We start from the raw sequence: 25213 nt of genomic DNA, 5'->3' as shown, positions 1-25213 counted from the left end.
TGTCGCGGCGCCGTTTCCTGTGCCCGGACACGGCCGCGGCGGCGGGGAGCGCGCCCTTCGCCTGGGCCGACGGACGGCAGCAGGCACGGCCTGCGGTCTGCCTCCGCCGCCGGGGTCTGGAGCGCTGCCGGGCGACACGGCGGGCCACGGGGAGGGGGTTATCCGCTGTACCACTCCTTCGCGAGGAGTTCGTAGGAGCGCACCCGGTCGGCGTGGTCGTGGGTGATGGTGGTGATGAGCAGTTCGTCCGCCCCGGTGGCCTGGGCGAGTTGTCGGAGCTGGTCGGTGACGGCGCGCGGGGTCCCGACGAACTGGGTGTCGACCCGGTCGGCGACGAGTGCCTGATCGGCCTCGGTCCACGGGTGGGCGCGGGCCTCCTCGGGGCTCGGGAAGGGGATCGCCCCCTCGGCGGTGCGGATGGAGCGCACCCAGGGCCCGTAGCCGGCGGCGAGCTCCCGGGCCCGGTCCTCGTGCTCGGCGACGACGACATCGGCCGAGACGCTGACGTGGGGTGCGGCCAGTTCCTCGGAGGGCGTGAAGGCGGCCCGGTAGCCCTCGACCGCGTCGAGTACGGTCGCGGGGCTGACGTGGTAGTTCGCGGCGAAGCGCAGTCCCAGCCGGCCGGCCACCTGGGCGCTGACGCCGCCGCTGGAGCCGAGTATCCACACCTGCAGCCCGGCGCCCTCGCCGGGTACGACGTGGGCCTCGACGCCCTCCGGTGAGCGGTAGGTGCCGTGCAGCAGGGCGAGGAGTTCGTCGATCTGTTCGCCGTACTCCTGCGGTCTGGCGCCGGGCTGGTGCAAGAGCTTCTGCTGCAGTGCGACGCGCGGGGAGCCGAGCAGGTGGGCGAAGGAGAATCGCTCGGGGATGCGCAGCCCGTTCGGGGCGCGGCCGTCGACGACCGGGGTGCGGGTCGGCGGCGGGTCGGCCTTGGCGGGCGGTGCGCCGCCGGAGCGGCCGAGGCCGAGGTCGAGTCGGCCGGGGTGCAGGGCGTCGAGGAGCCCGAACTCCTCCACGGTGGACAGGGCGGTGCGGTGGCCGAGCTGGACGGCCCCCGAGCCGAGCCGGATGCGCGTGGTGGCCTGGGCGGTCAGGGCGAGCAGCGGGGCCGGGGAGGTTCCGGCGACGCCGGGGTTGAGGTGGTGTTCGGCGAACCAGTACCGGGCGTATCCGAGGCTTTCGGCGTGCTGGGCCAGGTCGATCGAGTGGCGGATCGCCTGTGCGGGGGTTTCACCGGAGGATACGGGGACGAGGTCGAGGACCCCGAGGGGAAGGTTCGGCATGACGGTGCTCCTCAGTGCTCGGCGGCCTCGGGCAGGGCGAGACCGAGGTGGTCGCGCAGGGTGGTTCCGGTGTAGTCGTGACGGAAGACGCCGCGTTCCTGGAGCAGCGGGACGACGGAGTCGGCGAAGGCGTCGAGCCCGCCCGGGGTGAGGTGGGGGACGAGGATGAACCCGTCGGCGGCGTCACGTTGCACGAGGTCGTTGATGGTGGCGGCGACGGTGGCGGGCGAGCCAATGAAGGTCTGGCGCCCGGTGACGTCGATGACCAGTTCTCGGATGGACAGGTTCTTCGCCTCGGCGCGTGCGCGCCACTCCCGTGCGAGGGCCAGTGGATCGCGGTGGTGGCGCACACTGGCGCGTCCGCGTGCGACGGTGTGCTCGCCGGGGTCCGGGTCGATGTCGGGCAGTGGTCCGTCCGGGTCGTGGCCGGACAGGTCACGGTTCCACACGTGTTCCAGGTGGCGCAGCGCGGTATCGCCGCTGACCTGCTGGAGCCGCACCTCGTGGGCGAGTTCGCGGGCTTCGGCGTCGGTGTCGGCGAGCGCGAAGGTCGCGGCGGGCAGGATCAGGAGTTGTCCGGGACCGCGGCCGTGGCGGGCGAGGCGGCCCTTGACGTCGCGGTAGAACTGCTGGCCGTCCTCCAGCGTGCTGTGCCGGCTGAAGATCGCGTCGGCCTGGGCGGCGGCGAACTCGCGGCCCTCCTCGGAGTCGCCGGCCTGGAAGATCACCGGCCGTCCCTGGGGGCTGCGCGGCACGTTGAAGCGGCCCTCGATGTCGAACTGCTCGCCGTGGTGGGCGAAGGCACCGGCGCGCGCGTCGCGCAGGAAGGTTCCGGACTCCTGGTCGGCGACGATCTCCTGTCCCTTCCAGGAGTCGAAGAGTTCGTGCGCGGTGGACAGGAACTCCTCGGCGCGCGCGTACCGCTGGTCCTGCGGGAGGAAGCCGCCGCGCCGGAAGTTCTCCCCGGTGAAGGCGTCCCAGGAGGTGACGACGTTCCAGGCGGCGCGGCCCTCCGAGAGGTGGTCGAGGCTCGCGAACTGCCGGGCGACCTCGTAGGGCTCGTTGAAGGTCGAGTTGATGGTGCCGGTCAGCCCGAGGCGTTCGGTGACGGCGGCGAGGGCGGCGAGCACCGTGAAGGTGTCGGGTCTGCCCACCACGTCGAGTTCGTATATTTTCCCGCCCTGTTCGCGCAGTCGCAGTCCCTCGGCGAGGAACAGGAAGTCGAACTTGGCGCGTTCGGCGGTCTGCGCGAAGTGGGTGAAGGAGCGGAAGTCGATGTGACTGCCGGACCTCGGGTCGCTCCACACGGTGGTGTTGTTGACCCCGGGGAAGTGTGCCGCCAGGTGGATCTGCTTGAGCGGTGTGCTCATGGTGGGTTCCTCCGGGTCAGGTGGTGGCGTAGCGGTTGGCGGGGCGCGCGAGGCCCAGCAGTCCGCGCAGGGTGTCGGCGGTGTAGCTGTCGCGGAAGGCCCCGCGCCTGCGCAACTCCGGCACCAGGCCGCGGGTGATCCCGGTCAGGTCGTGGTCGAGGACGGCGGGGCGCAGCCGGTATCCGGTGAGCCCCGCTTCCTGCCAGTCCTGGAGGTGGTCGGCGAGTTCGGCGGGGGTGCCGGTGAAGATCTCGGCGTCGCTGCGGTAGGTCTGACCGGCGAGGGCGTCGAGGCGGGCGAGGCGTTCGGCGGCACGTCCTGGTTCCTCGTCGAGCAGGACCACCAACTCGCCGAACACGTGCAGGGGTTCGCCCTCCCGTCCGGCGGCCCGTTGCTCCTCGCGGATCTCGTGGACGACGGCCCGGGCGTCCTCGGCGCTGTGCGGGGTGACGTAGCCGAGGTCGGTGGCGCGGGCCACCAGCCGGTAGGGGATGGTCTGGTGGGCGAGTGCGGTGACCAGGGGCTGGCCCTGCGGGGGCCTGGGGGTGATGGAGGGGCCCTTGACGCTGAAGCGCGGTCCGCTGAAGTCGATGTAGTGGAGTCTGTCCCGGTCGATGAAGCGGCCGGTGGCGGCATCGCGGATCTCCGCGTCGTCCTCCCAGCTGTCCCACAGGCGGCGCACCACCTCCACGTAGTCGGCCGCCTCGTCGAAGAACTCCTCGACGAGCGCCTGCCCGGCCGGCTCGTTGAGCTCTTCGAGGGTGAGGCGCGGGATGGTGCGCCGGCCGAAGTGGGCGCTCTCGTAGGGGCGTGCGGAGATCTGGACGCGCAGTCCGGCGCGGCCGCCGCTGACGTGGTCGAGGGTCGCGACGGCTTTGGACAGGTGGAAGGGCTCGGTGTGGGTGACGACGGCGGTGGGGACGAGGCCGATGTGCCGGGTGAGGGGGGCGACGCGGGCCGCGACGAGTACCGCGTCCAGTCGTCCGCGGACCCGGTCGGTGCGGTCGTCGATCCGGTCGAGGTGGTCGGACTGGAGGGCGAGGGAGTCCTCGAAGGTCACGAAGTCGAGCAGGCCCGCCTCCGCCTCGCGCACCAGGTCGCCCCAGTAGCGGGCGGTGAGGAGGTCCCGCGGCCGGGCCCCGGGTTCGCGCCAGGCGGCGGGATGCCAGCCGGCTGCGTCGAGGGCGACGGCCAGGTGCAGGGGCGGTGTCTGGGACACGGAAGGGGCCTTTCTGGTGGGCGGGGCCGTGCTGGGCGGCGGCGGGCCTGCTCCGGGGCGGTGGTGGGTCAGGGGCGGTGGTGTCAGGGGCGGTGGTGTCAGAGGGCGGTGGTGTCCGGCGTACGCACGGCGAGGAAGGTCGTGCGCTTGCGGAGCGTGAAGCCGAGCGACTCGTACAGCCGGATGGCCGTGGTGTTGCTCGCGGCCGTGTGCAGGAAGGGGGTCTCCCCGCGTTCCCTGATCCCGGCGGCCACCGCGCGCACCAGCCGGGTGGCGAGTCCCCGCCCGCGGTGTGCGGGGTCGGTGCAGACGGCGCTGATCTCGGTCCAGCCCGGCGGGTGCAGACGCTCCCCCGCGAGCGCGACGAGGCGGCCCTCGTGCCGGATGCCCAGGTAGGTGCCGAGAGTGACGGTGCGCTGTTTGAAGGGGCCGGGCCGGGTGCGGGCGACGAGGTCGAGGATCTCGTCGGCGTCGGCCTGACCGAGCCGTACGGCCCGCGGGTCGGGTTCGGCGCGCAGCGAGGTGCCGACGAACTGGACTCCGGCGATCTGTTCGACGGCCTGCCATCCGGACGGCGGGTCGGTGCTCGCTCCGGTGACGACGGCCTCGGCGCCGGGGCCCAGGAGTCTCGCGAGGTCGGCCCAGGCGGTGGGGTCCGCGGGGTCGGCGAGCGCCGTGAACGGGGCGACGTCGCTCGGGTAGCGCGCGGCGCGGCCCACCCGCTCGGCGAAGGAGGAGTGCGGTCCGCTCAGCGAGGCCCAGGCGGGGTTGTCGAGCGGGTGCGGGGTCGAGGGGGCGGGAGGCTGGGCCGGCTGGACGCTGGTGGCCATGGTGCGGGGTTCTCCTGGTTCGGGGGTGGGGGTGGCGGCGCCGCGGGGGCGCCGCCCTGAGTCCGCAACGGGTCAGGAGTCGCTGGGCGGGAGCCCCGGCGGGTTGACCAGTGAGCGGCTCACGGCCTCGTCGGAGAGGTTCCAGGTCTTGAGCCAGGTGGCGTACTGGCCGTTCTTGATGAGGTGGTTGATGGCGGCGGCCAGGGGCTCGGCGAGTCCGCTGTCCTTCTTGGCGGTGGCGGCGATGAGTCCCTGGAGGCCGGCGCCCGCGCCGGAGAAGGTGCCGGCACTGCGGGTCGGCTGCGGGGAGGCGGCGTTCTTGTGGACGTGGTAGGCGACCGCCGGGTTGGGACCGAAGTAGGCGTCGATCTTCTTCCCGCGCAGGGCCAGGTAGACGCCGTTGTTGTCGGGGTAGTGCTTGACGGTCAGCTTCTTGCCCTCGTCCTTGAGCTGTCTCTGCCAGGCGAGCAGGATGCGTTCCTGGTTGGTGCCCGCGCCGACGGCGACGGTCTGGCCGGCGAGGACCTTGTAGTCGCCCTTGAAGGTCCAGTCGCTCGTCTTGTTCGTCTCGAAGGCCAGGTTGTCCTGGCGGTAGGAGGCGAACTCGTACGTGCGCTTGCGCTCCTCGGTGTCGGTGACGTTGGAGAAAGCGACGTCGACCTTGCCGCTGTCGATGCCGACGAACAGGTTCTCCCACGTGGAGTTGCGCACGACCGGTGTGAGGCCGAGAACGGAGGCGACGATCCGGCCGAGGTCCACCTCGGAGCCCGTGAGGGTCTTCTGGTCGCTGCCGACGAAGTTCAGCGGCGGGGAGCCCGCGGGCAGCGCGCCCACGCCGACGACCAACTCCCCCTTGTCGCGTACGGCTTGGGGGAGCTTGGCGTGCAGGGAGGCCACCTCGGGGACGCGCAGGGTGGTCTTCTCGGCCGCCCCGTTGGCCAGCGCGCCGATGGTGACCCGGCCGGGCTTCGTACCGGGTGCGGCCACCGAGGCGCTGTCCTCCTCGTCGCTGCCGCAGGCGGTGAGGGCGAGGGTGGTGAGGGCCAGGGCGGCGGTCAGCGAGCGGTGCGCGGCTCTGCGGCGGGTGGGGCTGGTGGGCGGCATGGGTACGGTTCCTTGTCGGTGACGGCGTGGTGGGCCGGTGCGGGAGGAAGTGGCGGGAGCGGGCGGTCAGAGGACCCGGAGGAGGAAGTCCCGGGTGCGGGGGTGCGCGGGCCGGTCGAGGACCTGGGAGGGCGGACCCTGTTCGAGTACGCGGCCGCCGTCGAGGAAGACGATCCGGTCGGCGATCTCGCGGGCGAAGCCGATCTCGTGGGTCACCACGACGAGGGTCGTACCGCTTGTGGCGAGGTCCTTGATGACGTCGAGCACCTCGCCGACGAGTTCCGGGTCGAGCGCGGAGGTCGGTTCGTCGAAGAGGACCACTTCGGGGCGCAGCGCGAGCGCGCGGGCGATGGCGACGCGTTGCTGCTGCCCGCCGGACAGCTGCCGGGGGTAGACGCCGGCGCGGTCGCCGAGGCCGACCCGGTCGAGCAGTGTCCGCGCGAGTTGTGCGGCCTCCTCCTTCGTCGCCCTGCCGGTGGCGACGGGTGCGGCGGCCACGTTGTCGAGGGCGGTGAGGTGCGGGAAGAGGTTGAAGTTCTGGAAGACGAAGCCGATACGGCCGCGCTGGGCGAGGATGGCGCGTTCCGACAGCTCCTTGAGCCGTCCGTTGTGCCGGCGTACCCCGATCAGTTCCCCGCCGAGGCTGACGTGGCCGATCTCCGGTTTCTCCAGGTGGTTGACGACCCTGAGCAGGGTCGACTTCCCGGAGCCGGAGGGGCCGAGGACGACGGTCACCTCGCCCGGGCGCACCGTCAGGTTCACTCCGTCGAGGACCCGGTGGGCGCCGTACCACTTGTGTACGTCGTGGATCTCGATGGCGGCGGCCGGTGCCGTGCTCATATCGCGGCCTCCTTGCGGGCGCGGGCCTTCAGCTCGCGGACGGTGGAGCGCAGCCGTTGCAGCGGGGTCGGTGGCAGGGTGCGCAGGGCCCCGCGGGAGGAGCGCCGCTCGACGTGGAACTGCACGACGGAGACGAGGCTCGTGAGGATCACGTACCAGACGGTGGCGACGAGGAGGAGCGGCACGATGTCGCCCGGGTAGGTGCTGCCCATGCTCTGCACGGTGCCGAACAGGTCGAGGAGCGACACGTAGAACACGAGGGAGGTGCCCTTGACGAGCCCGATGAGCTGGTTGACGTAGGCGGGGGTGATCGCGCGCAGGGCCTGCGGGAGGACGATGCGCAGGAACTGGTAGCGGCGCGGCAGCCCGAGGGCGGAGGCCGCCTCGTGCTGTCCCTGGTCGACGGAGAGGAGCCCGGCGCGCACCACTTCTGCGGCGTAGGCGGCTTCGTTGAGGCTCAGTCCGACGACGGCGACGACGAGGTCGGTGGCGAGCCGCGATTCGTCGAAGCGGAAGAAGGCGGGCCCGAAAGGCACTCCCAGGCTCAGCGTCTGGTACAGGGCGCTGAAGTTGTAGAGGAACAGCAGCACGACGATGAGCGGGACCGAGCGGAACAGCCAGATGTACGTCCAGCTCACCGCGCGCAGGACGGGGCTGCGGGACAGCCGGGCCAGCGCGAGCAGCACCCCGCCGAGCAGCCCGAGCACCGCCGAGAGGGCCGTGACCTCAAGGGTGACGAGCAGGCCGTCGAGGAGGGAGGGCCGCAGGAACCAGTAGGCGAAGCGGTCCCACTGGTAGAAGGGGTTGGTGACGAGGCCGTGCACGATCTGGGCGGCCAGTACCAGGACGAGGGCGGTCAGTATCCAGCGGCCGGGGCGGCGCAGGGGCAGCACGCGCTGGGCCGTCAGCGGCCCGGCGGCCTCGGTTTCGGACGGCGCCGGGGGCTTCGACGGCCGGACGGGAGAGACGGCGGAACCTGGCGGTTCACTCATGGGTGGGCTCCTGCGGAGTGGGCACCTGCGGGCACCCCGGGACGGGACGCGCACGAAGGAGGTCGTACGTCGACAAGGTGGCGGGGACGTACGAAGGGGCGGTGGGAGAGAGGGCCTTGCCGCGTGGAACGGCGGCGGGGCGGGTGAGTACGCGGGCAGGCCGCGCAGGCGCGGGGCCGGGAGGGGGCGTGCTCAGGTGGCCTGTGCCGACAGGGCTGCCCGGCGACCGCGGATCGCTCCGGAAGATCTCCGGGGCGGTGGGCGGTGCGTGGACCCGTCCGCCGCCGGAGCGGCGGTCACCGGGTGCGGTGGGTCAGTCCTGGGGGCGGACGGCGGTGCCCGGGAGGCGCGGACACAGGGCGCTGTTGACGCGCAGGAGATCGACGGGCCGGTTCAGGAAGGGTGCGACGCGGCCGCGGTGCCGGGAGACTGTGAGCGCCGCGGTTTTCTTCATCGCTGCCACCGTCCCCCTTCTGCCCGACCGGGCTCGACACGGCCACTCCTGACCGATCTGCGGCGTAACGTAGACAGTTCCGCGATCCGCTGTCAACGGGGCACCCGCATCATGGACGGTTCGGTGAGGTGCCGGGCCTGTCCGTCGCCCCTCGCGCGGACGGCGAGGAGGCTCCGGACGGCGCCCGCGCAGTGGTGGGGCGGTTCATGGCATCACGTCAGCCGACTGCCGCCAGGCGGTGGTCACCGCCTCGCGTGCGGTGAGTCCGGCCCCGCGGGCGAAGGCCGCCTCCCGCGCGAGACCACGCGCGACAGGGTCCTCGACCACCTCCACGCGGTGTCGCTCAGCTCGCCGCTCAAGCGGCAGATCGACTTCATCAGCGCCCCCGACGCGGTCTCCAGCGACGTCATCGGTTCACGCCACGCCTCGATCGTCGACGCCGGAGCCACCAAGGTCGAGGGCGACAACGCGATCCTCTACCTCTGGTACGACAACGAGTTCGGCTACTCCTGCCAGGTCGTGCGGGTCGTCCAGCACGTCTCGGGCGTCGAGTACCCGACCTGTCCGGCCCCGGCGGCCTGACCTCGTCAGGGCCGGCCGACCCGGGGCCCGGTTCCTCCGGGAAGGCGTAGCCGCGCCTGCGACGTGGGACGTCTCGTGGGAACCCGGTGACGAATGCCTGTCCCCCTGTAGGCCCGGCGTGCGGTGAAACTCCCCCGTATCAGGGGGTTTGCCCCGTCCCTCACCGTTCGCGCGGGGAACGCCCGGGACGGGCGTGTCTAACCTCCCGTAACCGCAGTGCGCGTGAGACGCGTGACGGAAGCGAGGAGGAACGCGATGGCATCGCCGTACGGGCCGGTCCGTCGGGCGGGGCGGGGGCAGGAGGTTCTGGAGGGTGTGCCGGCCGACGAGGGGCTGGCGCTGCTCGCGGAGCGCGTCGAGGACGTCGTGTGGCTGGACCGCTCGGCCTTCCTCTCCGCCTCCTTCGGGCACCGCGTCCCGTGGCTGCGGCACGAGGCGCCGCCGCCGCTCCTGCGCACGGTGCCCGCGCCCCGCTCGGTCGCAGCGCCCCGGCAGCCCGCGCCCCGTGCCTTCGCGGTCGCCCTGGCCCCCGAGTACGGCGGCCCGGCGACGCGTTGGGCGCGGGCGCACGGTCACCGGCTGCTGGCCGCCGACGCGGCGATCGCGGCGCGGGCCGCCGACTCGATCGACTGCCTGGAGCTGTTCCGGATCGCCGGGGTCCCGGTCGCCGATCACGTCGTCGTCCCCGCGCACCGCCGCAGAAGCGCTTCGGCCTACTGGGACGGGCAGTGGGAGCAGGCGGTGCTCGAACGCCGCGAGAGCGGTCCCCCCGAGCGGAGCCCCGTGCCGGTGAGCGGCCCCGAGGCGCTGGAGGAGGCGATGGCCGCCTGGCCGGGCAGGGCGCTCAAGCTCAGCCGGGTCCTGCCGGGCCGTCCGCTCGCGGTGAACGCGTGCGCGGCCGCCGACCGCACGGTCGTCTCGGCCGTCTCGCAACGCCTGGCGGGGCCCGCCGGCCCGGCGGCGGACCGGGGCGCGCCCGAGGGCGATCAGCTCCTCGGCCCGGACGAACTCGCGGCGGGGGTGTACGAACGGGTCCGGGGTGCGGCGCTGCGCGTCGGGGACGTGTTGCGCGAGCGCGGCTACCGCGGCGTGTTCGGGGTGGACCTGCTGGCGGACGGGACCGATGTGGTCGGCGTCGGGATCAGCCCGCGTTTCCGGGCGGTCGCCGCCCTCTCGCAGGCGGCGGAACACGCGGCTGGTCTGCTGCCCGCGCTGGGTCTGCACATCCTCGCGTGCCTGCTGCCCGCGTTGCCCGGGGGGTCCGTGAGCGTGGCGCCGGTACCGAGGCTCAGCCAGTTCGCCGTACGCGCGCGGCGCCGGGCGCACCTGCCCCGGTTGCCGGCCCCGGGCCGCTACCGTCTCGACCCGGACGGCTCCGTCCACGGCCCGCTGCCCGGTCCGCTGCCGTCTCTGCCCGAGCTCGGCGCCGACGAGGCGCTGTGGTGGCCGCAGACCGCGTCCGGGCCCGTCGAGCCGGGGGACGCACTCCTCCTGATGCAGTTCGGGCGGCCTGTGCTGAGCACCGCGTCCCACCTCGCGCTCGGCCCGAGGGCCGAGACGTGGCGGGACGCGGCGGTGCGGGCCTTCGGCGGCAACGTCTGACGCCCGGCCCCCGGGCGACCGGCCCTACAGGTACGGGCGCGTGATCAGTTCGATCGCGTGTCCGGCGGGGTCCTTGAAGTACACCCCCCGGCCGCCGTGTTCGCTGTTGACCTCGCCGGGGCGCCGCATCTGCGGATCGGCCCAGTGCTCGATGCCGCGCTCCCGCAGCCGCCGGTACGCCCGGTCGAACAACTCGTCGTCGACCAGGAACGCGTAGTGCTGCATCTGGATGTCCACCGGCGGCTCGGCGAACTGGAGCAGGACGCCGTCCGCCAGCCGGATGTTGACGAACGGCCCCCAGGAAGGCGCGGGCGGGAGTTCCAGCAGGTCCCGGAAGAACCGGGCGGACTCCTCGCGGTCCACTGCCGCGATGATGGTGTGGTTGAACGTGACTGCCATACGGCTGACCTCGCTGTGTCCGGCACGGGAAGAGGACTCGTGGTGACGTGAGTCCGTGGAGGTCCGCGTGCCGGATGGAGGGGGTGGCTTCCGCGTCCCCTCCGTGCGATCAGCTCTCCACCGGATCGCCGATCCGTGCGTGGCGTCGTGGCGCCGGTCCGGTGTTCACAGCACGTGACCGTACGCGCTGCGGCCGACTGGGGCAACAGGCGGGGAGCGGTGGCCCGGTGCCCCCACTTCCGCGCGGGACCGTGTGGCGCCTCCCCGGGCGGGGCGGGACCGGCCATGGGGCGCGGGGACGGGCCCGCCTACCCGTCCCCGCGCTCACGCGCCTCATGCCTGGGACGGTCCCGTAAGACCCACCGGGGTCGCGAACGCGCCGTCGTGGTGGACGAGGGCCGCGCCCGTGTGGTGACCGCCGCCGGACTCGACCTCGCCCACGACCAGCACGTGGTCGCCGATATGCCGGCGCAGGGTCACGCGTGCCGTGAGCCACGCGGGTACGCCGTCGAGGATCGGCAGCCCGCCACTGTCCGGGGTCCAGGACACGCCCGCGAACCTGTCGGCGCCACTGCGGGCGAATCCGGCCGCCAGGGCCGCGTTCCCGGCGCCGAGGACGTGGACGGCGAACCGGTCCGCCTGTTCCACGGCGTCGAAGGTGGAGGCCGTGGCGCCGAGGCAGAAGGAGACGAGGGCCGGGGCGAGCGAGACCGACGTGAACGAGGTCGCGGTGAATCCGGCGGGTCCGGGGACCGTGATCACGGTGACCCCGGCCGCGTGCCGGCGCAGCGTACGGCGCAGTATCTCGCCCGCGCCCGGGTTCTCGGCGTCCGGTGACACGGCCCGCGCGCGGGCGGTGTGTTCGGTGGATACGGTCATGTCGCGTCCCTTCGGATGCGGTTGCGTGCGGCGGACTCAGGCTTCGGTGAGGGTCAGGAGGGGGCGCGCCGTGTCCGGCTGGGCCCGGAGGCCTTCGAGCCACAGGACCAGGGCCGCCGCCGCTGTCCTGTGGGAGGCGTCGTTGAGGACGTCGTGCACCCCGTCGCGCACCACGCCCAGGGTGGTCCCGGGCAGCAGGGCGGCGCGTTCCCGTGCTTCCTTGACGGGCGTGACCGAGTCGTCCTCGCCGTGCAGGACCAGGGCGGGCACTCCGGGGCGCGGGTCGGTCAGGAGGTGTTCCGGGACGGGTCCGGCGAGCCGTCCGCGGACGAAGTCGGCGTCGCCGCTCAGACGTGCCCGGTGAGTCGGGCACGCGGTCCGCGCGTCGAGCTCCGCTTCCCAGTCGTCCTCGGTCCCGGTGATCCCGGGGCCGTTGACCGGTGCGGCGCCCGCGAGGACGACGCCGTGCACCGTGAGACCGCCCGCGGGCGGTGCGGCCGCGTGCAGCGCCTGGAGCGCCCCGGTGTCGTTGCCGACCAGGACGACGGGGACGGCGGGCTGCGGTCCCGCGGCGCGCGAGGCGGCCTGCCGCACGTCCTCCACCGCGTCGCCCGGGGTGGTGCCGAGCGCGTGCACCACGTATCCGTCCTGGGCCAGACGGCGGCCGAACCGCTCGTAGACGAGGGGGTGTTCACCGCGACCGGGGAGGACGAGCAGCGTGCCACGCGGCGCGATGCCGGCCGGTGGCTGCCAGGCGGGGGCGTCGGTCATCGGGTGCTCCCCGCGGTGAGCGGCACGGCGGTGGCCGCGCGGTGGGCGAGTTCCTGGCGGACGAGGGGGATGAGGTGGCGTCCGTAGTCGATGGCGTCGTCCAGCGGGTCGTAGCCGCGGATGAGGAGGGTGGTGACGCCGATGTCGACATAGTCGAGGAGGGCCTGGGCGACCGTCTCGGGGGTGCCGACCAGGGCGGTGGTGTTGCCGCCGGCTCCGCTGGCCGTGGCGGTGGGGGTCCACAGCGCGCGGTCGTGCAGATCTCCCTTGGCGGCCGCGGCCAGGAGCCGCTGGGAGCCGGTGTTCTGCGGTCCGCTGTCTCCGTGCCTGCGCCGGTGCTGGTCGAGGAAGGGCCGTCCGGCACCGGACTTGATGGTGTCGAGGACGCGGTGCGCGCGCTCCCAGGCGAGTTCCTCGGTGGACGCGAGGATCGGCCGGAACGACACGCTGATGCCGGGCGGCGTGGTGCGGCCCGCGGCCTCGGCGGCGGCCCGGACCGAGGCGATCTGCTCGGCGGTCTCGGCGAGCGGCTCGCCCCACAGCGCGAAGGTGTCGGCGTGGATGCCGCCGACGCGGTAGGCGGCCGGCGAGGAGCCCCCGAAGTAGAGCGGGATGCCGCTGTCGCGGAAGGGCAGCACCTGCGTCCCGTAGTCCTCGAAGCGGTAGTGGCGGCCCTCGTGGCTGAAGCGCTCGGACGAGGACCAGGCACGGCGCAGGATCGACAGGTACTCGTCGGTGCGGTCGTAGCGTTCGTCCTTGCCGAGGTAGTCACCGTCCCTGCGCTGCTCGGTGTCGTTGCCGCCGGTGATGGCGTGCACGGCGACCCGTCCGCCGGTGAACTGGTCGAGGGTCGCGAAGCTGCGGGCGGCCAGTGTGGGGGCGATGACGCCGGGCCGGTGGGCGATGAGCAGGCCGAGGCGTTCGGTGCGCGCGGCGACATGTGCGGCGACCTGGACGCCGTCCGGATGGCCCGCGGCGTAGCCGATCAGGACCCGGTCGAAGCCGGCGTCCTCGTGGGCGCGGGCGAACCGTTCGGTGAACGCGGGGTCGATGACAGGCCCGTCGGCGGCCCGGGTCTCGGAACCGTCGCGGGTGGCGATCATGCCGATGAACTCGACGGACGGGGGTGCCTGGACGGTGGGTGCGCTCATGGGCGGTGGCCTTTCGCTGCTGGTGGTGCGCGGGAACGTGGGAGGGTGTGCGGCGGCTCAGGGGCATGGCCGGGCCCTGGCGAGGGCCGTCCGGCCGGTGGTGAGGAGCACGGAGTCGTCCTGCGGGGTGTGGACCCGGGCGCACAGGACGTCGCGGTAGTGGCGCTGGAGCGGGTTGGCCCGGGTGAGGCCGTGGTTTCCGGTGAGGGAGAGCGCCTGTTCGACGGCGGCGACGGCGGCGCGGGTGCCGAGCACCTTGACGGCTCCGGCCTGTTGTGCCGCCGCCTCGTCCCCCGCGTCCACGCGGGCGGCGAAGGTGTCGACGAGGGTGTCGGCGCCGAGCAGGGCGGTCTCGATCTCTCCGACCGCGCTCTGGAAACGGGGCAGGGTGGCGAGCGGGGCGCCGAGCGCGGTGGGCACGCGTTCGTGGAGGAAACCGGTGAGCCAGTCGCGTGCCGCTCCCGCGACGCCGAGGTACAGGGCGGTGAGCCCGAGGGCGTTCCAGGCTCCGGTGACGACGTCGGGGCGGGCGCCCGGGGTGTCGCCCGCCTCGGTCAAGGCGAGGACGTCGTCCAGCGGAACCCGTACGGAGTCCAGGACCACGTCGTCGCTGCGGCTCGCGCGCAGGCCCACGTGGTCCCAGGTCGGCTCGACGCTCAGCCCCGGGCTGCCCGCCCGGACGACGAACGAGCCGACGCGCACGGGGTCTTCCTCGGTACGGGCGAAGACGAGCATGCGGCTCAGCCCCACGGCGCCCGTGGAGTAGATCTTGCGGCCGGTCAGGAGCCAGTCGCCGCCCGCGCGCCGCGCCGTCGTCGCGGGCAGGCCGCCACGCACCGGGCTGCCCAGCTCCGGCTCCACCCGCAGGGAGTTGACGAGTGCGGGGGCGGTGGCGGACTCGTCGAGGAGAGCCGCGTAGGCGGCGGGCGGCCAGCCGGGGTCGCGTGCTTCGGCGGCGTGCGTGAAGAGCGTCATCGCGGTGACGAGGGCGACAGCCGGGTCTCCGGCACCGAGGGCGCGCAGGATGCCCGTGGTGGTGGCGAGTCCGGCTTCCGGGCCGCCGTGGCGGGCGGCGACGGTGGCGGTGAGCAGGCCGGCCTCCCACGCGAGGGCGAAGCCTTCGGTGGGGAAGGAGGCGTCACGGTCGTGCTCCGCGGCACGGGCGGCGAGCGCCTCGGTGACGGCCGGGAGCCGGTCCGGGTCGAGGGCCGGCAGGGGTGGGGCGGCGCCGGTTGCGCTGCCCTGGGCGGGGGCGGTGCTGGTCACGGGGTTCTCCGGGCGGTCGGGGGCGGGCGAGGCGCGCGGCCGGGGCGGTCTCGCGTGGGAGGGGCGGTCAGTCGAGGCGGGTGCGCCACACCGCCGCGTGGTGGCAGGCCACGGTGTGCGCGGCGGCGGGGCCGGCCTCGGCGGACGGACCGGCCGGGGGTGGGGCCGGTGCCTCGGCCGGCCGGTCGGCGGCCTGCCGCGTCGCCGGTTCCTCGCGGCATTCGGCCGAGGCGAAGCGGCAGCGTGGCGCGAAGACGCAGCCGAGGTCCTCGGGCCAGGGTTCGCCGCCCGGTGCGGGTCGCAACTGGGAGACGGGCAGGCGGTGTTCGCGTACCACGCTGGGTGCCGACGCGGTGAGCAGCGCGGTGTAGGGGTGGCGCGGCCGGTCCAGTACCTCGGCGGCCGGCCCCTGTTCGACGAGGCGTCCGCGGTAGAGCACGGCGATCCGGTCGGCGATGCCCGCGAGGGAGCCGAGGTCGTGGGAGATCACGACGACGGCGAGGCCCAGTTCGCGGCGCAGCCGGTCGAGGAGGCCGAGCACGAGGTTGCGGTTGGAGGCGTCGAGCGCGCTGGCCGGTTCGTCGCTGATGAGCAGACGCGGCCGGGTGACGAGCGCGCGGGCCAGGGAGACGCGCTGGCGCTGGCCGCCGGAGAGCCGCCCGGGGGTCCGGTCTCCGAGCGCCGCCGCGTCGAGGCCGACGAGGGTGAGCGCCTCGTCGGCACGGTCGGCGCGCTCCTGCCGGGTGAGCGTGCCGACGGCGGAGAGGGGTTCGGCCACGATCCTGCGGATGGTCAGGTCCGGGTCCTGGGAACGCATCGGGTCCTGGAACATGTACTGCACACGTCCGGTGCGCCGGAAGGCGCGCAGTTCCCGGCCGCGCAGCCCGCTCAGTTCCCGGCCCTCGAAGCCGATGCGACTGCCGGCCCCGGGACGTACGAGCCCGACCGCGGCCCGGGCCAGGGTGGTCTTGCCCGAGCCGGTCTCGCCGATGACGCCGACGATCTCGCCGGGCCGGACGGCGAGCCGGACGCCGCTCAGGACACGGGTGTGCCCGGCCCGGCGCAGGGCGGTGGCGCGGTGGCCGAAGGAGACCGACAGGTCGCTGATGTCCAGCAGCGGCTCGGCGGCGCTCGCCTGAACGGTTTCGGTGGTGGTCATGCGCGGCCCGCTCCTTCCGTCTCGTGCGGGGCCCCGTTCGCGGTCGGCCGGACCGTCGTACGGGGGTCGTCGATCAGGCCGGCGGGTCGCAGGCAGCGGGCCCGGCGTCCCTCACCGACGGGGAACAGCGCCACGGGCGCGGCGGAGCACTGCGGGGTGGCGACCGGGCACCGTTCGGCGAAGCGGCAGCCGGGCAGTTCGGCGCCGGCCTCGGGGGGGTCTGCCGGGGATGACGTCCAGTGGGCGCCGCCCCCAGGTGCCGAGGGAGGCGACGCGCAGCAGCGCCTCGGTGTAGGGGTGGGCGGGGGCGCCGAGCACCTCCTCGGTGGGGCCCTCCTCGACGATCTCTCCCGCGTACATGACCAGGACCCGGTCACAGCTCTCGGCGACGATCGCGAGGTCGTGGGTGACGTGCAGGAGGGCGAGGCCGTGTGCGGAGCGCAGTCGTCGCAGGAGTTCCAGGATCTCGGCCTGGACGACGACGTCGAGGGCGGTGGTGGCCTCGTCGGCGATGAGCAGTTCGGGCGCGCAGGAGACGGCGACGGCGATGAGGACGCGCTGGAGCATGCCGCCGGAGAGTTCGTGCGGGTACTGGTCGAACACCTCGTGCGGCCGGTGCAGTCCCACCTCGGCGAACAGGTCGACGGAACGGGCGCGGGCGGCGCTCCTGGACAGGCCCTGTTTGACGCGCAGTTGCTCGGCGAGCTGGCGGCCGACGGTGAGCGAGGGGTTGAGGTAGGAGGCGGGGTCCTGGAACACGGCGCCGATGCGGCTGCCGCGGACCGCGTTCCACTGCCTGCGGCCGAAGGAGGTGAGTTCGGCCTCGGGCCGCTCCCGGCCGTCCGTGCTCTCCTCGTCCGGACCGGGACGCCGGGCGCCGAGGGTGATGCGGCCGCGCGCGACCTCGCACCCCTCGGGCAGCACGCCGAGTACGGAGCGGCAGGTCAGGCTCTTTCCGCTGCCGGACTCGCCGACCAGCCCGAGGGATTCGCCGCGGCGCAGGCTCAGGGACACGTCGCGTACGGCGGGCAGTCCGCCGGACACGGTGACGCCGAGGCCGTCCACGGTCAGCACCGTGTCGGTGGGCGCCGGGGCGGTGGTGGTGTCAAGCGGTGGCACGCTGCTCGGCCTCCTTGTCGGGGGTGTGGCGGGACGCGTGGGCCTCTTCGGCCCGACGGGCTCCGGGGGCCCCGGCGCCGGTCCCGGCCGTGGCATCGGCCCCGGCCCCGGCTTCGGTCTGGTGGGGATCGGCCGGCCGCAGGATTCGTCCGTCCGGCCCGGCGTCCCGGGCGGCGGGCCCGGGGACCGCTCGGGTCCGGCGGCCACGTCGCCAGGGCGAGGTGCCACGTGCGAGGGCGCGGTGGTCGGCGGTGCCGCCGTCCCGGATCGCGTCCGCGAGGAGGTTGAGCGCGCCGACGGTGAGCATGATGGCGGCGCCGGGCAGCAGGGGCGCCCACGGCTGTTGCGCGAGGTAGCCGAGATCCGCGGCGAGCATGCCGCCCCAGGTGGGTGCGGGGGGCTGGACACCGAGGCCGAGGAAGGTGAGGGAGGCGACGACGAGGAGGGCCTGCCCCACGGCCTGGGCCGTCGTGACCGCGAGCGTCGGCAGGATCTTGCTCCAGATGTGGGTGCGCAGGATCCACCGTCTGGACGCGCCCATCAGCTCGGCCGCCTCGACGTACTGCGCCTGCTTGAGACCGAGGGCCGCGGCCCGGGTGACGCGGAAGTACAGCGGCGCGAAGAGCAGGCCGAGAGCGAGCATCGCCTGGTGCATGCCGTTGCCGAGCGCCCCGACCACGGCGATGGCGAAGACCGTGAACGGCATCGTCATGAGGGTGTCCGCGGCGCGCTGAGCGGTCCATTCGACGGTCCGGCCGAACCAGACGGAGGCGAGGCCGGGCAGGACGCCGAGCAGGATCGCCGTGCCGACGGCCTCCAGGGCGCCCACGACCGACCGGCCGGTGCCCGCGAGCAGTCTGCTCAGCACGTCCCGGCCCAGGTAGTCCGTACCGAGGAGGTGCCCGGCCCCGGGCCCCTGGAGCAGGTCCTCGGGGCGCTGGGTCAGCGGATCGTGGGGGGCGAGGGCCGCTCCGGCCACGGCCAGCAGGGCGATCACCGCGAGGACGGCGAGGGCCAGGCGCACGGACGGCCGGCGCCACGTGCCGCGAAGGGTCTTCATGACGCGTCTCCCGCGGATTGGGCCGGTCCGCGCCCCGCCCCACGGCGACGGGCCGCCGGGTTGAGGGCGGCGAGCGCGGCGTTGACGGCGATGTTGGCGACGAGCACGACGGCGACGGTGACCAGCAGGGTCCCCTGGATGACGGGGATGTCGTGCTGCTCCGCGCCCTGGAGCGAGAGCTGGGCGATGCCGGGCAGGTTGAAGATCTTCTCCGTGACGACGGCGCCGCCGAGGATGACGGGCACGCTCAGCCCGAGGACGGACAGCGCCGGGCCCGCCGCGTTGCGCAGTACGTGCCCGAACAGCACCCGGCGGGCGGTGAATCCACGCATCTCGGCGCCGGTCACGTAGTTCTCGCGCAGGGCCCCGACGACGGAGGTGCGCAGTTGGCGGGCGATGGACGAGGCGGCGTCCAGGCTGAGCGCGAACGCGGGCAGCAGCGCGTAGCGCAGCCACTCCCCCGGGCTCTGGTCGAGGGGGACGTACCCGCCGGTGGGCAGCGCGCCGGACTTCACCGCGAAGACGACGATCAGCACGATGCCGATGAGGAAGGGCGGCAGGGTCGCGAGGACCGAGCAGACGAGGGTCACCGCACGGTCCAGCCGGCTTCCGCTGTGCAGGGCGGCGAGGAGGCCGGCGCCGCCGCCGAGCAGGACGGCGAGCAGCAGCGCGAGCGAGGCGATGGACAGGTCGACGGGCAGTGCCAGCCTGACGCTGTCGGTGACGGGCACGCCGGTGAACCAGGAGACCCCGAGGTCACCGGTCAGCGCGTTGCCGAGCCAGCTCCCGAACTGGTCGTACAGCGGGCGGTCGAGGCCGAACTGGTGCTGCATGCGGGCGATGTCGGCGGGCGTCGCCTGATCGCCGAGGACGGCCGCCGCCGGGTTCGCCCCGGACAGCGCGCCGAGCGCGAAGGTGAGCAGCGAGGCCAGCAGGAACACGGTGACGCTGACGGCGAGGAGGCGGCCGATCGAACCGGGCGCGCCGGCGAGCCGTCGGCGTACGGCCCGGGAACGTGCCGGGGAGTGCGGGGTGGCGGTCCGACGGAGGGCTGGGGCGGGGGCGGTCATGAGACGGTGACCCCTTCGAAGCGCTGGACGACGGTGTACGAGGGGATCTCGGAGACCTGCGCGTTGCGGGCGAGGATGCGCGGCACGGTGTAGAGGAAGACGTTCGGCATGGTGCGCACCGCGACCCCGGTCGCCTTCTTCAGTACGGCCGGGTAGTCGGGCGAGTCGAGGGGGGTGCGGCTGACGGTCCGCAGGGCGGCGTCGAGTTCCGGGGTGCTGGTGCGGCCGGGGTTCATCAGCCCCTGTTCACCGAAGAGCACCTGGAAGGCCTGGGTGGCGGAGTCCCGGCCGGCGAACTGGTCGACGTAGAGCGCCTTGCTGCGCTGGACGTAGACGAGTTCGGTGGCGCGGGCCTGGGGGATCGTGTCGATCGTGGCCCTGAAGCCGGCCTTCGCGAGTTGCGCCTGGAGGACCTCAGGCACCCCTTCCGGTGTGGCGGTGCTGAGTTTCAGCCGGATCTCGCCCGAGTGACCCGATCTCGTGAGGAGCGCGCGGGCCTTCGCGGGGTCGTGCGGGAAGAGGTCCTCGAGCGCTTCGTCGTGGCCGACGTACCCCTTGGGGAAGAACTGCCGGGTGGCCCGGCCGTGTCCGAAGGAGGCGGTCCTCAGCAGTGCCTCGCGGTCGACGGCGTACTTGAGGGCGAGCGCCACGTCCGGGTCGGTGAAGGGTTCCCGGCCGGTGTGGACGTCGAGGACGGCGACCACCATGGACGGGATGACCTGGACCTTCAGCCCGGCCGCCTCGGCCGCCTCGACCTGGCTGCCGGGGATCTGGGCGACGTTGTACTGACCGGAGGTCAGGGCGGCGACCACGGTGGAGGGTTCGGGCAGCGGGTACACCTCGAAGTCGCGCACCCGGATGTGCGCCCGGTCCCAGTAGTGGTCGTTGCGCCGCAGGACCGCCTTCGAGTTCTGCACGTAGGACAGGAGCCGGTAGGGCCCGGCTCCGGCGGGCCGGGTGGCGAGGGCGGCGGCGTCGGCCTCGAAGGCCCGCGGGTTGACGATCATCCCCGTCTTCCCGGCCAGCAGCGCGGGCATCTGGAAGTCGGGGGCGACGAGGTGCAGCCGCAGAGTGCCCGCGTCGACGGCGACGACGTCCTTGACGCCGGTGAGCTGGGAGGCGATGAGCGACTTCGGGTGGTCCCTGCCGCGTTCGAGGCTCTTCTTCACCGCGCTCGCGTCCAGCGCGGTGCCGTCGCTGAACCTCTGCCCCGGCCGGAGCGTGAAGGTGACGGTTCTTCCGTCGGCCGCGTACGTCCAGGAACGCGCGAGGGCGGGCTGCGGGTCACCTTTCTCGTCCAGCTTGGTGAGTCCGGCGTAGACGAGGGAGAGGACGTGCACGTCCCAGCCGGCCGAGGAGGTGACCGGGTCCCAGGACGTGGGCAGTTGCCAGCCCCATTTGAGGGCGGAGGCGGCGGAGCCGGACGCGGTGGTGGCCTGGCCGCCACAGGCCGACAGCGCGAGCGCGGCGCCGGCGCCGAGGGAGAGCCCGAGGAAGGCACGTCGGCCGGGTAGTCCGGGCGGGGAGGGGGTGCGGAGGGTCGGCATGGAGGCGCCACCTTTCTCGGCCGTGCCGGAGCGCGCGGACTGGCGCGCTCCGGCAGAACGGCATCCGGGCGAACGGGCGGAGCGGAAGGGAGGGGACGGCAGAAGAGGCTCGGCCCCGGTCACCGGACAGGCGAAGCCGTGCGGGGAACGGAAGCGGGCACGGCAGGGCGGGGCCGGGGCCGGGGCCCCGGCCGTGGGGCGAGGCCGGGAGCTGAGCGGTTCTTCGGCGGGGGGCCCGCGACGCTCACCTCGTCGGGAGCGTCACGTACCGCAGGAGGACGAACGGCGTCCGCCGGGCCCGGAGGTGTCCCGCGGCGTCACGGAATACGAGGACGCGAGGGCGGGATGCGTATTCCTCCGGCCGTTCCCACGGCCGGGGCCGGGGCGCGAACGGTCGTGCGGCTCACACGGGGCCGACGCGGACCCACGCCGACGGCGGGTCAGCGACAGAGCGCGCTGGAGGTGCGCAGGTAATCCACGTAGCGGCAGACCACGCCGGGGTGCATCGAATGCATGCCCGTATCCTCACCGCCGCACGAGGCCCTGTCAATGGACACCTCACGGTGTCTCATTGGCCGAGACCTCGTTCACCTGCGGGTTCTTCGCCCGTGTCGCTGTCGAGAGGGTCGGCCGTGCCCGTGAGGCAGTGCTGAGCCTCCTCCGGGTGGGCCCACAGTGGCCCGTTGGCGGTGTCGACGCGGACGCCCGCGGACGGTGGCGTCGCGGCACCGGTGAGCAGCCGCAGTTCGGGCATCGTGAGGGTGCGCCAGCGCTCCAGCGCGGCATCGGGCGCCAGCGTGAGGGGCTGCGGCAGGGGGCCGCCGGCGGCCCGGGCCGCGGCGTCGAGGTAGACCTCCGGGGGCCGCCAGCCGGGTACGCAGACCCGGCCCCCGGGCCCCTCGAACAGCAGGGTGGGCAGGGCGTAACGGCGGCCCGTCTCCAGCTCCTTGGCTCGTCCCGGGTGGGGCCCGGGGCCTTTCAGTCCGAGCACCTCCGGCAGGGGGTCGCGGGTCCGCGCCCAGTCGGCCCGTACCGCCTCACGGACGGCGGGTGTCGCGAGGTCGCGCCGGAGCCGTTCGGGGTCCAGGCCCGGCACCCCGCTCACGGTACGCAGCACGCTGTCGGGCGAGTCGGCGGGCGCGCCGAGCACGAAGGTGCTCTCGCGCAGCCGCCGCAGGACCCGGCCTGCCACCAGCTCGCCCTGCGCCTGTGCCGCTTTGGCGGCCAGGGAGGCGGGCCAGCTGGAGCGGGTGAGCCGGCGCAGACGGTGCGGACGAGGGGCGTCGGTGTGGGCGGTGACCTCACGGATGAAGCCCTCGTACCACCGCGCCTCGGCGTCCGGGTCGGGCGCCGGATCCTCGTCCTCGTCGAAGAGGATGCCGAAGACCTGGCGCCAGTGGCATCGCGCGCCGAGCGTCTGGCGCAGGAGACGACAGGACGGCTCGGTGCCCCAGGCCCACGGGCAGGCGGGGTCGGTGAACTCCGTCACCGTCACTGTCGCCTGCTCGCGGGGGCAGGGCCTTCGGTCCGGCCGCGGGGCGCTCATGCCGGGACGGCCGGGGCGGCGGCCCCCTCGGCACGCACCACCTCCCGCTCATGCGGGGCAGGGGCGGCCGCGGCGGCGAGGGCGCCGATGGTGGTCCGGGCCGCGACCGCCCGCGCCGCGGACTCGACCGACTCCCACAACTCCCGTACCGGGGACGGATCGCCGGAGCCGCCGGCGGGACCCGGCGGCTGCCCGCGCACGCTGAAGAACTCCCCGTCCACCGCGGCCATGACCTCCACCACGGTGATGTCCGCGGGATCGCGACCGATCCAGTAGCCGCCCTCGCAGCCGCGCTGGCTGCGTACGAGACCGGCCTGACGCAGCTCGCGGAAGACGGACTTGAGGAACCTGAAGGGAATGTCCTGCGCGTCGGCGACGGCCTCGCAGTTCATCGGCCTGCCCGCGTCGGCGGCCAGTTCCACCAGTGCCCTCACGGCGTAGTCGGCCTTGGCCGAGATCTGCATGGAACCATCCTCTCCCCGGTGCCGGCCTCGCGACGGCGCGAAGGGATACATCCTGACATCCTTTGACGCCGCTCCTCCAGGCCGGTGCCCCGAGGGCCGGGATCGCCGGGGCGTCAGCGCCTCACCGGCCCCGCTCGGTGAGGGTCCCCGCCCCCGCTCGCGGATCAAGCGCCCGCTCGCGCCTCGGGGGCCGACGGGAACAGGGAGCGCAGGGCGGCGCTGCGGCTGTCGCGGACGTGGAGGAGGGTCGCGGCCGCGGCGGCCGTCTCGTCGCCCTCCACGATGTGGCGGTACATCACGGCGTGCTGGGCCCGCATATGAGCCGGGTCGTGCAGGCGCCCGAAGACGAACTGCAGTTGCCAGCCGAGCTGTTCCATGGTGCGGCTGAGCAGCGGGTTGTCCGCCAGGGCGACGAGGCCGTCGTGGAAGAGCGTGTTGGCCGCGACCTCGGCCGCCTCGTCCCCGGCGGCGGCCGCCCCCTCCGCCTCACCGAGGGCGCGAGCCAAGGAGTCCACTCCGGGGGCACACCCCTCCCGGTCCCGCTCGATGTTGCGGGCGGCGAGTCGCGACACCTGGACGGCGAGCGGCTCCCACACCTCGTAGAGGTGCACGATGTCGGCGCGGCCGAGACTGCGGACCCGCGCGCCGCCGCGCGGCAGTGTGTCGAGGAGGCCGTCGGCGGCCAGGGAGCGCAGCGCCTCCCGCACGGGGACCCGGGACATCCGCAGTTCCGCGGCGACCTCGCGTTCCACGAGCCGGGTTCCGGGCGGATAGCGCCGGTCGACCACGCGCCGGCGCAGCTCCTCGCGCGCCCGGTCGGCGAGCGACGCGTCCGGTGCTCCGCCCACTCCCCCACCACCCACCTCTGCCGTTGCGTCTGCCGTTGCGCGGGGAGACCGAGGCGCCCCCTCCATGCGGCGAGGATACGTGCTCCGCCAGAGCCGCCCGTCCGCCCGTCGGGAGCCGTGGTATACCGCAGAAGGCCCGCCGCACCGACCGACCCACAGGGCAGAGTCTTCCCCCGGGCAACTCGGCGCCCCAGGTGCGTATTACGGGCGTAACGCTGGACACCTCCCTGCGAAACACAGGGAACCTACGGTCCTTTTTCGCGTTGGTATACCTACCGGAAGAGGATGTGGCATGACAGCGAGCACCGATCGGCGCGCCCCGGAAGAGGCCCGGTCCGAGGAGTACGAGGACACTCCGGTCCCCGCCGCCGCACGGCGCGGGCTGCTGTCGGTGTCGGCCGTCTGGTTCGGCTTCCCGATGAACCTGGGGAACGCGGTGTTCGGCGGGGTCATCGTCTACAACCTCGGGCTGCTGCGGGGGCTCGGCGCGATATTGGTCGGCAATCTGGTGCTCCTCGGCTATGTGGGGGTGCTCAGTCACGCGGCGGCGCGCACCGGGGAGAACTTCTCCCTGCAGGCGGCCGGGGCCTTCGGCGCGCGCGGCCGGGTGCCCGCGGCCGCGTTCCTGTCCACCGTGGTCATCGGCTGGTTCTCCTTCCAGATCGGGCTGACGGGAACGACGCTCCAGCAGACGCTCGGCTGGTCGCCGTGGGTGGGGGCCCTGGTCGGCGGGGTGCTGTACACGGCCGTCACGGTGGTCGGCATCCGCGCGCTGTCCCTGCTCGGCCTGATCGCGGCGCCCCTGTTCGTGGTGCTCGCGGTCGTCGCGCTCGGCTTCGGCCTGCGGGACGGTGACACGTCCGTGGGCTCTGCCCTGGCCTACGCCGGTGGAGGGCACGCCCTGTCCTTCGGCGCGGCGGTGAGCATCGTCATCGCGGGCTTCGCCGATTCGGGCACGATGACCGCGGACTTCACGCGGTGGGCCAAGGACGGCAGGTCGGCGGTCTTCGCGACGGTGTGCGCCTTCCCGTTCGCCAACGGCATCGCCTTCGGCGTGGGCGGTCTCGTCGTGGCCGTCGGCGGTGCGGTGAACCCAGCGGTGGACGGCGGCGGCTTCCTCGGACTGCTGACGGGCCACGGCCCGCTCCTGACGGGGGTCGCGGTCCTCTTCGTCCTCGCCAACCTGGGCTCGGTCGCGACGCACTGCCTGTACAACGCGGCGGTGGGCTGGTCCTCCCTCACCCGGGTCCGGATGCGTCCGCTCGCCGTCGTCCTCGGTCTGCTCGGGCTGCTCGCCGCACTGACCGGGGTGTGGGACGCCTTCCTCGACTGGCTGAACCTGCTGGGCGTGTTCGTGCCGCCGATCGGGGCGGTCCTCGTCGTCGACCAGATACGCCGCAGGCGGTCCGCGCGGGCGGTGCCCGCCGGGTTCCGGGCGTCGGCCTTCGCCGCCTGGGCGGCCGGGGCGACCGCGGCGGGGCTCGCCCACTACCTGGTCCCGGGCGCGGTCGACGCCGTCGTGGGCATCGTCGTGGCGGCGGCGGTCCTCGTCGTGATCGACCGCAGCCCGGCTCCCGCCCGCGAGGCGGGTGTACCGCGCGCTTCGGCGGGTGCCCCGCTCGCCTGAGCCTCCCGTCCGCAGTACCCGGACAGCCGCT

The 25213-nt window shown here is 73.8% G+C and carries 23 protein-coding genes and 1 pseudogene; 3 read left to right on the top strand and 21 right to left on the bottom strand.

From position 1 onward, the window contains the following. Positions 1–158 precede the first annotated feature (158 nt). The 8 genes from AB0J21_RS22460 to AB0J21_RS22425 all read right to left on the bottom strand — a co-directional run bounded on the left by AB0J21_RS22460 (position 159) and on the right by AB0J21_RS22425 (position 8092). Positions 159–1283 (bottom strand): LLM class flavin-dependent oxidoreductase, encoded by a 1125-nt coding sequence (locus AB0J21_RS22460; protein ID WP_363147845.1) that lies wholly within the window; start codon positions 1281–1283, stop codon positions 159–161. An 11-nt stretch (positions 1284–1294) separates the two neighbouring features. Then, positions 1295–2653, bottom strand: a complete 1359-nt coding sequence (locus tag AB0J21_RS22455; RefSeq protein WP_363147844.1) for an NtaA/DmoA family FMN-dependent monooxygenase — start codon at positions 2651–2653, stop codon at positions 1295–1297. A 16-nt stretch (positions 2654–2669) separates the two neighbouring features. Next, on the bottom strand, positions 2670–3872 hold the full coding sequence (locus AB0J21_RS22450) for an LLM class flavin-dependent oxidoreductase (RefSeq protein WP_363147843.1): 1203 nt from the start codon (positions 3870–3872) through the stop codon (positions 2670–2672). Positions 3873–3970: 98 nt separating this feature from the next. After that, positions 3971–4702 carry a GNAT family N-acetyltransferase gene (locus tag AB0J21_RS22445; RefSeq protein WP_363147842.1) on the bottom strand — a complete coding sequence of 244 codons (732 nt, stop codon included), beginning with the start codon at positions 4700–4702 and terminating at the stop codon, positions 3971–3973. Between the two features lie 72 nt (positions 4703–4774). Continuing rightward, complete coding sequence (locus AB0J21_RS22440) at positions 4775–5806, bottom strand: ABC transporter substrate-binding protein (RefSeq protein WP_363147841.1); 1032 nt, start codon at positions 5804–5806, stop codon at positions 4775–4777. A 66-nt stretch (positions 5807–5872) separates the two neighbouring features. Then, the gene (locus AB0J21_RS22435; RefSeq protein ID WP_363147840.1) at positions 5873–6646 is read right to left on the bottom strand and encodes an amino acid ABC transporter ATP-binding protein; all 774 of its coding nucleotides are present in this window, start codon (positions 6644–6646) and stop codon (positions 5873–5875) included. Further along, the gene (locus tag AB0J21_RS22430) at positions 6643–7638 is read right to left on the bottom strand and encodes an amino acid ABC transporter permease (RefSeq protein ID WP_363147839.1); all 996 of its coding nucleotides are present in this window, start codon (positions 7636–7638) and stop codon (positions 6643–6645) included. Before AB0J21_RS22430 ends, AB0J21_RS22435 begins: the two co-directional genes overlap by 4 nt. Before the next feature lie 313 nt (positions 7639–7951). Continuing rightward, the gene (locus AB0J21_RS22425) at positions 7952–8092 is read right to left on the bottom strand and encodes a hypothetical protein (RefSeq protein WP_363147838.1); all 141 of its coding nucleotides are present in this window, start codon (positions 8090–8092) and stop codon (positions 7952–7954) included. Between the two features lie 285 nt (positions 8093–8377). On the opposite strand from AB0J21_RS22425, the pseudogene AB0J21_RS22420 reads away from it, so the two are divergent. Continuing rightward, a pseudogene (locus AB0J21_RS22420) lies at positions 8378–8674 on the top strand (glyceraldehyde-3-phosphate dehydrogenase); the annotation flags it as partial. Between the two features lie 255 nt (positions 8675–8929). Next, on the top strand, positions 8930–10276 hold the full coding sequence (locus AB0J21_RS22415) for a hypothetical protein (protein WP_363147836.1): 1347 nt from the start codon (positions 8930–8932) through the stop codon (positions 10274–10276). A gap of 24 nt (positions 10277–10300) precedes the next feature. Here AB0J21_RS22415 and AB0J21_RS22410 read toward each other — a convergent pair whose 3' ends face one another. The 13 genes from AB0J21_RS22410 to AB0J21_RS22350 all read right to left on the bottom strand — a co-directional run bounded on the left by AB0J21_RS22410 (position 10301) and on the right by AB0J21_RS22350 (position 23555). Continuing rightward, the gene (locus tag AB0J21_RS22410; protein WP_363147835.1) at positions 10301–10675 is read right to left on the bottom strand and encodes a VOC family protein; all 375 of its coding nucleotides are present in this window, start codon (positions 10673–10675) and stop codon (positions 10301–10303) included. A 333-nt stretch (positions 10676–11008) separates the two neighbouring features. Further along, entirely contained in the window at positions 11009–11554 is a 546-nt protein-coding gene (locus AB0J21_RS22405) for a flavin reductase family protein (protein ID WP_363147834.1), read from the bottom strand. Positions 11555–11590: 36 nt separating this feature from the next. Continuing rightward, complete coding sequence (locus tag AB0J21_RS22400; RefSeq protein WP_363147833.1) at positions 11591–12325, bottom strand: alpha/beta hydrolase; 735 nt, start codon at positions 12323–12325, stop codon at positions 11591–11593. Further along, positions 12322–13476: an LLM class flavin-dependent oxidoreductase gene (locus tag AB0J21_RS22395; RefSeq protein ID WP_363147832.1), complete on the bottom strand. Its 1155-nt coding sequence runs from the start codon at positions 13474–13476 to the stop codon at positions 12322–12324. Before AB0J21_RS22395 ends, AB0J21_RS22400 begins: the two co-directional genes overlap by 4 nt. 57 nt (positions 13477–13533) lie before the next feature. Further along, positions 13534–14742 (bottom strand): acyl-CoA dehydrogenase family protein, encoded by a 1209-nt coding sequence (locus tag AB0J21_RS22390; protein WP_363147831.1) that lies wholly within the window; start codon positions 14740–14742, stop codon positions 13534–13536. A gap of 67 nt (positions 14743–14809) precedes the next feature. Then, positions 14810–15901 (bottom strand): ABC transporter ATP-binding protein, encoded by a 1092-nt coding sequence (locus AB0J21_RS22385; protein ID WP_363147830.1) that lies wholly within the window; start codon positions 15899–15901, stop codon positions 14810–14812. Between the two features lie 111 nt (positions 15902–16012). Next, entirely contained in the window at positions 16013–17020 is a 1008-nt protein-coding gene (locus tag AB0J21_RS22380) for an ABC transporter ATP-binding protein (RefSeq protein WP_363147829.1), read from the bottom strand. Further along, on the bottom strand, positions 17007–18080 hold the full coding sequence (locus AB0J21_RS22375; protein ID WP_363147828.1) for an ABC transporter permease: 1074 nt from the start codon (positions 18078–18080) through the stop codon (positions 17007–17009). Before AB0J21_RS22375 ends, AB0J21_RS22380 begins: the two co-directional genes overlap by 14 nt. Then, positions 18077–19150, bottom strand: a complete 1074-nt coding sequence (locus tag AB0J21_RS22370; RefSeq protein WP_363147827.1) for an ABC transporter permease — start codon at positions 19148–19150, stop codon at positions 18077–18079. The genes AB0J21_RS22375 and AB0J21_RS22370 overlap by 4 nt, the downstream gene beginning before the upstream one ends. Further along, positions 19147–20697, bottom strand: a complete 1551-nt coding sequence (locus AB0J21_RS22365) for an ABC transporter substrate-binding protein (protein WP_363147826.1) — start codon at positions 20695–20697, stop codon at positions 19147–19149. The genes AB0J21_RS22370 and AB0J21_RS22365 overlap by 4 nt, the downstream gene beginning before the upstream one ends. A gap of 568 nt (positions 20698–21265) precedes the next feature. After that, entirely contained in the window at positions 21266–22192 is a 927-nt protein-coding gene (locus tag AB0J21_RS22360; protein WP_363147825.1) for a DsbA family protein, read from the bottom strand. Between the two features lie 47 nt (positions 22193–22239). Further along, the gene (locus tag AB0J21_RS22355; RefSeq protein WP_363147824.1) at positions 22240–22707 is read right to left on the bottom strand and encodes an Rrf2 family transcriptional regulator; all 468 of its coding nucleotides are present in this window, start codon (positions 22705–22707) and stop codon (positions 22240–22242) included. Positions 22708–22871: 164 nt separating this feature from the next. Next, positions 22872–23555, bottom strand: a complete 684-nt coding sequence (locus tag AB0J21_RS22350; protein ID WP_363147823.1) for a GntR family transcriptional regulator — start codon at positions 23553–23555, stop codon at positions 22872–22874. A 292-nt stretch (positions 23556–23847) separates the two neighbouring features. On the opposite strand from AB0J21_RS22350, the gene AB0J21_RS22345 reads away from it, so the two are divergent. After that, positions 23848–25182, top strand: a complete 1335-nt coding sequence (locus AB0J21_RS22345; RefSeq protein ID WP_363147822.1) for a cytosine permease — start codon at positions 23848–23850, stop codon at positions 25180–25182. The last annotated feature ends 31 nt before the right edge of the window (positions 25183–25213 follow it).

The sequence above is a fragment of the Streptomyces sp. NPDC049954 genome, from assembly GCF_040656295.1.
Classification (GTDB): domain Bacteria; phylum Actinomycetota; class Actinomycetes; order Streptomycetales; family Streptomycetaceae; genus Streptomyces.
Note: the sequence above shows the minus strand (reverse complement) of the source record. Positions and strands in the feature narration are given on the sequence as shown.

Bases quoted from the DNA above. Each gene is read 5' to 3' on its own strand.
- AB0J21_RS22460 (WP_363147845.1), bottom strand. From the start codon at position 1,283: ATGCCGAACCTTCCCCTCGGGGTCCTCGACCTCGTCCCCGTATCCTCC.
- AB0J21_RS22455 (WP_363147844.1), bottom strand. From the start codon at position 2,653: ATGAGCACACCGCTCAAGCAGATCCACCTGGCGGCACACTTCCCCGGG.
- AB0J21_RS22445 (WP_363147842.1), bottom strand. From the start codon at position 4,702: ATGGCCACCAGCGTCCAGCCGGCCCAGCCTCCCGCCCCCTCGACCCCG.
- AB0J21_RS22440 (WP_363147841.1), bottom strand. From the start codon at position 5,806: ATGCCGCCCACCAGCCCCACCCGCCGCAGAGCCGCGCACCGCTCGCTG.
- AB0J21_RS22435 (WP_363147840.1), bottom strand. From the start codon at position 6,646: ATGAGCACGGCACCGGCCGCCGCCATCGAGATCCACGACGTACACAAG.
- AB0J21_RS22430 (WP_363147839.1), bottom strand. From the start codon at position 7,638: ATGAGTGAACCGCCAGGTTCCGCCGTCTCTCCCGTCCGGCCGTCGAAG.
- AB0J21_RS22425 (WP_363147838.1), bottom strand. From the start codon at position 8,092: ATGAAGAAAACCGCGGCGCTCACAGTCTCCCGGCACCGCGGCCGCGTC.
- AB0J21_RS22415 (WP_363147836.1), top strand. From the start codon at position 8,930: ATGGCATCGCCGTACGGGCCGGTCCGTCGGGCGGGGCGGGGGCAGGAG.
- AB0J21_RS22410 (WP_363147835.1), bottom strand. From the start codon at position 10,675: ATGGCAGTCACGTTCAACCACACCATCATCGCGGCAGTGGACCGCGAG.
- AB0J21_RS22405 (WP_363147834.1), bottom strand. From the start codon at position 11,554: ATGACCGTATCCACCGAACACACCGCCCGCGCGCGGGCCGTGTCACCG.
- AB0J21_RS22400 (WP_363147833.1), bottom strand. From the start codon at position 12,325: ATGACCGACGCCCCCGCCTGGCAGCCACCGGCCGGCATCGCGCCGCGT.
- AB0J21_RS22395 (WP_363147832.1), bottom strand. From the start codon at position 13,476: ATGAGCGCACCCACCGTCCAGGCACCCCCGTCCGTCGAGTTCATCGGC.
- AB0J21_RS22385 (WP_363147830.1), bottom strand. From the start codon at position 15,901: ATGACCACCACCGAAACCGTTCAGGCGAGCGCCGCCGAGCCGCTGCTG.
- AB0J21_RS22375 (WP_363147828.1), bottom strand. From the start codon at position 18,080: ATGAAGACCCTTCGCGGCACGTGGCGCCGGCCGTCCGTGCGCCTGGCC.
- AB0J21_RS22370 (WP_363147827.1), bottom strand. From the start codon at position 19,150: ATGACCGCCCCCGCCCCAGCCCTCCGTCGGACCGCCACCCCGCACTCC.
- AB0J21_RS22365 (WP_363147826.1), bottom strand. From the start codon at position 20,697: ATGCCGACCCTCCGCACCCCCTCCCCGCCCGGACTACCCGGCCGACGT.
- AB0J21_RS22355 (WP_363147824.1), bottom strand. From the start codon at position 22,707: ATGCAGATCTCGGCCAAGGCCGACTACGCCGTGAGGGCACTGGTGGAA.
- AB0J21_RS22345 (WP_363147822.1), top strand. From the start codon at position 23,848: ATGACAGCGAGCACCGATCGGCGCGCCCCGGAAGAGGCCCGGTCCGAG.